General features: G+C 66.3%; 6 protein-coding genes. 4 read left to right on the top strand and 2 right to left on the bottom strand.

Features of this window, described 5'->3' with window-relative positions; all coding sequences use genetic code 11:
• Positions 1 to 51 precede the first annotated feature (51 nt).
• The 4 genes from VFE05_09655 (at position 52) to VFE05_09640 (ending at position 5,625) form a co-directional block, all read left to right on the top strand.
• On the top strand, positions 52 to 1,899 hold the full coding sequence (locus VFE05_09655; GenBank protein ID HET6230321.1) for a hypothetical protein: 1,848 nt from the start codon (positions 52 to 54) through the stop codon (positions 1,897 to 1,899).
• 4 nt (positions 1,900 to 1,903) lie between these two features.
• Positions 1,904 to 3,256, top strand: a complete 1,353-nt coding sequence (locus VFE05_09650) for a circularly permuted type 2 ATP-grasp protein (GenBank protein ID HET6230320.1) — start codon at positions 1,904 to 1,906, stop codon at positions 3,254 to 3,256.
• Positions 3,253 to 4,344, top strand: a complete 1,092-nt coding sequence (locus VFE05_09645; protein HET6230319.1) for a hypothetical protein — start codon at positions 3,253 to 3,255, stop codon at positions 4,342 to 4,344. The genes VFE05_09650 and VFE05_09645 overlap by 4 nt, the downstream gene beginning before the upstream one ends.
• Before the next feature lie 72 nt (positions 4,345 to 4,416).
• Positions 4,417 to 5,625 carry a carboxylate-amine ligase gene (locus tag VFE05_09640; protein HET6230318.1) on the top strand — a complete coding sequence of 403 codons (1,209 nt, stop codon included), beginning with the start codon at positions 4,417 to 4,419 and terminating at the stop codon, positions 5,623 to 5,625.
• Between the two features lie 22 nt (positions 5,626 to 5,647).
• Here VFE05_09640 and VFE05_09635 read toward each other — a convergent pair whose 3' ends face one another.
• Together VFE05_09635 and VFE05_09630 are read right to left on the bottom strand one after the other, a co-directional pair.
• The gene (locus tag VFE05_09635) at positions 5,648 to 6,100 is read right to left on the bottom strand and encodes an RES family NAD+ phosphorylase (protein ID HET6230317.1); all 453 of its coding nucleotides are present in this window, start codon (positions 6,098 to 6,100) and stop codon (positions 5,648 to 5,650) included.
• A partial coding sequence (locus VFE05_09630) for an antitoxin Xre/MbcA/ParS toxin-binding domain-containing protein (GenBank protein ID HET6230316.1) occupies positions 6,100 to 6,379 on the bottom strand: 280 nt, incomplete at its 5' end. The genes VFE05_09630 and VFE05_09635, both read right to left, overlap by 1 nt.

Genomic DNA, 6,379 nt, shown 5'->3' with positions numbered 1-6,379 from the left:
CGGCTGGAAGCACGCACCGAAGCGAACGAATCACCCAAAGGGAGAACGGCCATGACGCTGAAAGTGGGGCTCATCGTGGGGCGGGAGTGGTCGTTTCCCCCGGCGTTCATCGAGGAGGTGAACCGCCGCGACGAGGGCGTGACCGCCGAGTTCGTGAAGCTGGGCGCCCCGCGCATCGACGAGCCGGCCGAGTACGCGGTGATCATAGACCGCATCAGCCACGAGGTGCCGTTCTACCGCTCGTTCCTGAAGCAGGCGGTGCTGCAGGGCACCACCGTGGTCAACAACCCGTTCATGTGGACGGCCGACGACAAGTTCTTCGGCGGCGCGCTGGCCACGCAGCTCGGCATCGCGCATCCCAAGACGGTGGTGCTGCCGCACAGGGAGTACATCCCCGGCATCGTGCACGACGAGTCGCTGCGCAACCTGCAGTACCCGCTGGACTGGCAGGGTATCGTGGACTACATCGGCATGCCGTGCATCCTCAAGGACGCGCACGGCGGCGGGTGGCGCGACGTGTACGTGTGCCGCACCATGGACGAGCTGATCGACAACTACAACCAGAGCGGCACCCTCACGATGATCGTGCAGGAGTTCATCGAGTGGGAGCAGTTCATCCGCTGCATCTGCCTGGGGCAGGACGAGATCCTGCCCATCAAGTACGACCCCAAGGAGCGCCGCTACCACGTGGAGCACGACCACCTGAGCGCAGAGCTGGGGCAGCGCGTGGTGGACGACTCGCGCAAGCTGGTGCAGGCGCTGGGCTACGACATGAACTCGATGGAGTGGGCGGTGCGCGACGGCGTTCCCTACGCGATCGACTTCATGAACCCGGCGCCGGACATGGACGTCAACTCGCTGACGCCGCACTACTTCGACTGGGTGGTGAAGCACATGGCCGACATGGCGATCCGCTTCGCCAAGGAGCCGCGGGAGCAGGACAAGCAGGTCGGCTGGCAGCAGCTCTTCGCCGGCTCCCGCCGCGGCGCGGCGGGCGAGGCGTTCGCGGCCGAAGCTGGCAAGGAAGGCGGCAACGGCCGCTCGTCGTCGGCTGACGGAAGCTCGCAGGAGCGCGAGTCGATCCACGCGTCCACCGTCATGGGCGGCGAGCCGACGGTGACGTGGACCGACGTGGCGCCGGGCGGGGATGCCGAGCCCGAAGGCTCCGCCTGGGCCGAGGGCGGCCTCTCCGGCGGCCACGGCAGCGTGACGGAGGAATCGGCCGCGTCGCACGGCGAGCAGGGCGACCAGCCGTCGGGAGATGAGCAGCATACGGAAGGCGGCCAGCAGGCCGGAGATGCGCAGCAGCCGGGCGATACGCAGCCGTCCGGAGATGCGCAGGCTTCGGACGCGAACGACGGCGGCACGCTCGTCTCCGACGGCGACATGGGCTACCTGCCCGGCGATGGGGAAGGCTCGGGCGCGAACGCGAACGAGCGGATGGCGGCGGACGGCGGCTGGATCTCCGGCGGCGAGTCCTCACCGCCCGGCGATCCGAACAGCTCGAACGCCGGCGGTGGCGCGGCGAACGCGGCTTCGGGAGGGGCGTCGCGGTCCGGCGGCGACGGCGCGGGCGCATCTGCCGGAGGCTCGGGCGCGACGCGGACGGACGTGCCGGGCGGCTACGGCGGCGCGTGGGCGGTGGAGGGTGCCGCGCAAGAGGACGCGGGCTCGTCGCAGTCGCTGAGCGCGGGAACGGGCCAACCGGCGGCGGACGGCACCGGTGCGGCGAACGACCGCGCATCGCAGTCGTCCGACGATGCGGATGCGGGCGGCGGAGACGTGCGCCGCGCGGACCCGGCGGGCGGCCAGCGGGGCGGCGGGCGATCAGGCGGCGTGCCGGACGGCAGCGCATCGGCGGGGGACTCGCCGCGGCGCGACGTGCCCGTGGGGGAGTGAGCCGGTGCGCGCTCGCGACGCGGTAGATGCCTTCCACTCGCTGCTCACCGACGAGGTGGGCGGCGAGACGCAGGCCCGCATGGACGAGGAGCACCGCCGCCGGGGCATGTTCTTCGGCGAGCGGCCGCTGTGCAGCGTGCTGCGGCCGCGCTTCCTGACGCACGGCGAGTACGCCACCATCCGCCGCGCGGTAGAGACGCTGATGGGCGCGTTCGGCAGCGCGTACAAGGCGGCGATGGCGGACGCGGCGTTCCGCGCGCAGTTCCGCCTGCTGGACTGGGAGGAGTCGCTGCTGGGCGACGATCCCGGTTTCGACGCGCCCAGCCCCACGTCGCGCCTGGACGCCTTCTGGAACCCGGACGACGGCTCGCTGCGGTTCACCGAGTACAACGCGGAGACGCCGGCCGGGCCCGCGTACATGGACGTCCTCTCCGAGGTGTTCATGGCGCTGCCGGTGATGGGCGAGTTCCTGCGCACACACCAGGTGACGCCGCTGCCCAGCCGCCAGAGCGTGCTGCACGGGCTGCTGGACGCGCACCGCCAGTGGAGCGGCGGGCGCGAATTGCCGCGCATCGGCATCCTGGACTGGAAAGAGGTGCCCACGTACAGCGAGTTCGTCTTCTTCCGCGACTACTTCCGCTCGCACGGGATTCCCTGCGAGATCGCGGACCCGCGCGAGGTAGAGTACCGCGACGGCAAGCTGATGGCGGGCGACTTCCACGTGACGCTCATCTACAAGCGCGTGCTGATCGACGAGCTGGTGGACCGCTGCGGCATCGACAGCCCGGTGGTCCGCGCGGTCCGCGACGGCGCCGTGTGCATGGCCAACCCGTTCCGCTGCAAGGTGCTGTACAAGAAGGCCAGCCTCGCGGTGCTGGGCGACGAGCGCAACGCCCACCTTTTCTCGGCAGATGAGCAGCGGGCGGTGCAGGCGCACATCCCCTGGACGCGCATCGTCGAGGAGCGGAGAACGGTGAAGGACGGCGCGGAGATCGACCTGCTGCCGTGGATCAGCGCCAACCGCGAGCAGCTCGTGCTGAAGCCGAACGACGACTACGGCGGCCGCGGCATCGTGCTGGGCTGGCTGGTGGACCAGGCCGCCTGGGACGATGCGGTGCGCGGCGCGCTGGAGGTGCCGTACGTGGTGCAGGAGCGCATCGTGCTCCCCACCGAGCCGTTCGCCAGCTTCGTGGACGGCCGCGTGCAGATCACCGACCGCATGGTGGACATCGCCCCGTTCCTCACCAACGGCGTGACCATGGACGGCGGCCTGACCCGCATCGCCACCGACCCGCTCCTCAACGTGACGGCCGGCGGCGGATCGAGCGTCGCCACCATGCTGGTGGACCGGCGATGAGTGACTCGTCTCAGCGCTACCGCCTACGATTAGCTACTGGACAGACAGGCCAACGCATCGTCTTGTTAGACGATGAACCGATTTCGAAGTCTGACATCTCTGATGCTGCTGTCGAGATAATTGTCAGGACGAGTTACGGGCGGCAGTTACTGGGCAGCCTGCAGTTTCATGAGATAGCTGGAGTGCAGAAAAGTATCAAATTTCTGTTCGAGGACTCCACGTCCAATCTAGTCAGACGGCTCACAATCCTGCTCGAAGGCCCCACAATCGAATTGTTTGTGTCTTTAGATGCCATGAATTGGAATAAACCATGGAGCCCACTAAAGTATGTTCGAACAATAAAGGAGGAGTGTTTCCGCCGACGTTCAAGTTTATTAGTTCTAGATGACTTCATCGCTGACGACGGCTACAGGGTTATATCACCTGTTCACGACTCCCGGGTGAACGTGGGAGATGAGATGGAGAGGAAAATCAAGGAAATTGAAGCGATTTCGATTCATACTGATCGTTTACTTACTCAAGCGAGTGACAATTCGGCTATTCGGATGTACTTCGACTTCCCGACAGATGTACGCGTCGCTTGTGAGCAGTATCTCCTCTATTTCGTTGAGTTCTTGCGAGGATTTGGCGTCGAGGCGCGCAGCGAGTTGCGGGAAGTGGCCGACCAAGTGCTGTTCTCTGTCAGTCCGATCGATGAACGGGATGCTTTGGAGAAAATCCAGAAGGCTCTTGAACTCTATCTGAAGATTCCGATGGCGAGCACTGACAACGTCAGTACCGACATCGCTGACTATCGGATTCAGCAACTCATTGCTAATGTCCAACACCTCAAGGGCCAGCTAGCACTCGCTGGCAGCATTCTTCAGCTTAAGCAAGCCACAATCGAGCAACAGCAGACGACAATCCAGCAGCAGCGGCAATATCTGTCCGGCTCTATCTTGGCTGACTCACATCGCACTGCTGCACCTCCAGACGAAGAGCCTCTTCTCGGTGGGACTGTATCACTGACGAGATATGAGGGTAGCGGGTTTACGATCAATCTTCCGGATATCTATCGGAGGCTCCGTGCCCTTTTTGCGCGCGACTAGACTGGTCAGGCTACACAGCATCAGCTGCTCGGAGGACCGAGCGCACAGCGTCCCACAACAGCGAGCCCCGCAATGAAGCAGCCTTCGCTGACCATCGGCATCGAGGAAGAGTACCAGATCATCGACCCGGAGACGCGGGAGCTCCGGAGCTACATCACCGAGATCCTGGAGGACGACCACCTCATCCTGGGCGAGGTGAAGCCGGAGCTGCACCAGTCCATCGTGGAGATCGGCACCAAGGTGTGCGCCTCTCCCGCCGAGGCGTGCTCCGAGCTGAAGCGGCTGCGGGGGCTGGTTATGGGGCTGGCGGCCAAGAAGGACCTGAAGGTCGTCGCGGCGGGAACGCACCCGTTCTCGAGCTGGATCACGCAGGAGATCACGCCGCTGGAGCGCTACCTGGGCGTGAAGCAGGACATGCAGGACCTGGCGCAGCAGCTCCTCATCTTCGGCACGCACGTGCACATCGGGATCGAGAACAAGGAGTTCCTGATCGACGCGATGAACGTGTCGCGCTACTTCCTGCCGCACCTGCTCTGCCTGTCCAGCAGCTCGCCGTTCTGGATGGGGCGCAACACGGGGCTCAAGAGCTACCGCAGCGTGGTGTTCCGCAACTTCCCGCGCACCGGCGTGCCGCGCATCATGCGGAGCTGGGGCGACTTCCAGGACCTGCAGGAGACGCTCACGACCACCAAGTGCATCCCCGACGGCTCCAAGATCTACTGGGACGTGCGGCCGCACCACATCTACCCCACGCTGGAGTTCCGCTTCCTGGACGTGTGCACGCGCCTGGAAGAGGCGGTGAGCATCGCGGCGATCCTGCAGGCCATCATCGCCAAGCTGTGGAAGCTGCGGCGCGACAACATGACCTTCCGCGTGTACCCCAGCGACCTGATCGAGGAGAACAAGTGGCGCGCCGTGCGCTACGGCCTGAACGGCAACCTCATCGACCTGGGCAAGCAGCAGGAGGTGAAGGCGCGCGACCTGATCCGCGAGCTGATCGAGTGGTTCATCGACGACGTGGTGGACGAGCTGGGCAGCCGCGCCGAGGTGGAGTACGCCTTCAAGATCTTGGACGAGGGGTCGAGCGCGGACCGGCAGATCGCCGTCTTCGAGCGCACGGGCGACTTCAAGGCCGTGGTCGACCACCTGATCGCGGAGACGGCCGAGGGCGTGGACATCCCCCGCAACCCGTCGCGCGAGCTGGGCGGCGAGGGCCATCCCAACGTGCACGTGGGCAACCTGGCGGATGCGATCAACCAGGACGCGCACCGGGAGCTGTGAAGGCGGAGTGATCGAATCGGCGTCAGCGGAGAAGGCGGGAGTCGAACTCGAACGGCTGGGCGGAGACGATGCGGACGGTGGCGAAGCCGGGGTGGCGCGGGTTGATGAGGTAGTTCCACTCCTCGGGGACGATGGCGGACGGGACCCTCAGCGTCGTGCTGGACGCGGAGGCGGCCCAAGCGTCGCCCGCCGCGCGGCAGCCGGCGAATCCGGGCTGGCGCCAGCCGGCGGGCAGCGATTCCGGTGATACGACGTCGTCCGTGCCGGGTGCAGGGGCTTCGATCTCGAACAGGGCGAGGTCGAGTGGGGCAGTGGCGGGGTTGGTCCAGGCGAGGACTTCCAGCACGGCGAGTGCGCGTGAGCCGGCAGTGTAGACGACCGGCGTGCCCGGCGAGTTCCAGCGCCCGCCGGAGCGCCGCGCGCCCTCGCCGTCCAGCGCGGAGTATGCTGCCCGCGCGATGCGGTACACGAGCATCAGGCGAAGATGCCGTGCGCCAGCCGGTAGATGCTCTCCTCCACTACGCGCGCGCCTTCGCTGGTCGCAAGGAGCTTGAGGGGGATGCGCTCCTGGAGGGCATGGTTCGGCGTGCGGAGCCAGCGCGCGGCCCGATCCGCGTCCCCGAAGTTCTCCGCCGCCACAACCATCACGCGGGCGATGCGGGCCACGCGGTCGGACTCCTCGCGCGTGAGCGGCTGCGCGTGGCGTGCGCGATGGCTCAGGCTGCGAGGCGAAATCACCTGCTCACTCACCTCG

This window comes from Longimicrobiaceae bacterium (genome assembly GCA_035696245.1).
In the GTDB taxonomy this organism is placed as follows: domain Bacteria; phylum Gemmatimonadota; class Gemmatimonadetes; order Longimicrobiales; family Longimicrobiaceae; genus DASRQW01.
Note: the sequence above shows the minus strand (reverse complement) of the source record. Positions and strands in the feature narration are given on the sequence as shown.

What these genes read in the sequence shown, in the direction of transcription:
- VFE05_09640 (HET6230318.1), top strand. Translation starts at nt 4,417, where the DNA reads ATGAAGCAGCCTTCGCTGACCATCGGCATCGAGGAAGAGTACCAGATC.
- VFE05_09645 (HET6230319.1), top strand. Translation starts at nt 3,253, where the DNA reads ATGAGTGACTCGTCTCAGCGCTACCGCCTACGATTAGCTACTGGACAG.
- VFE05_09655 (HET6230321.1), top strand. Translation starts at nt 52, where the DNA reads ATGACGCTGAAAGTGGGGCTCATCGTGGGGCGGGAGTGGTCGTTTCCC.
- VFE05_09635 (HET6230317.1), bottom strand. Translation starts at nt 6,100, where the DNA reads ATGCTCGTGTACCGCATCGCGCGGGCAGCATACTCCGCGCTGGACGGC.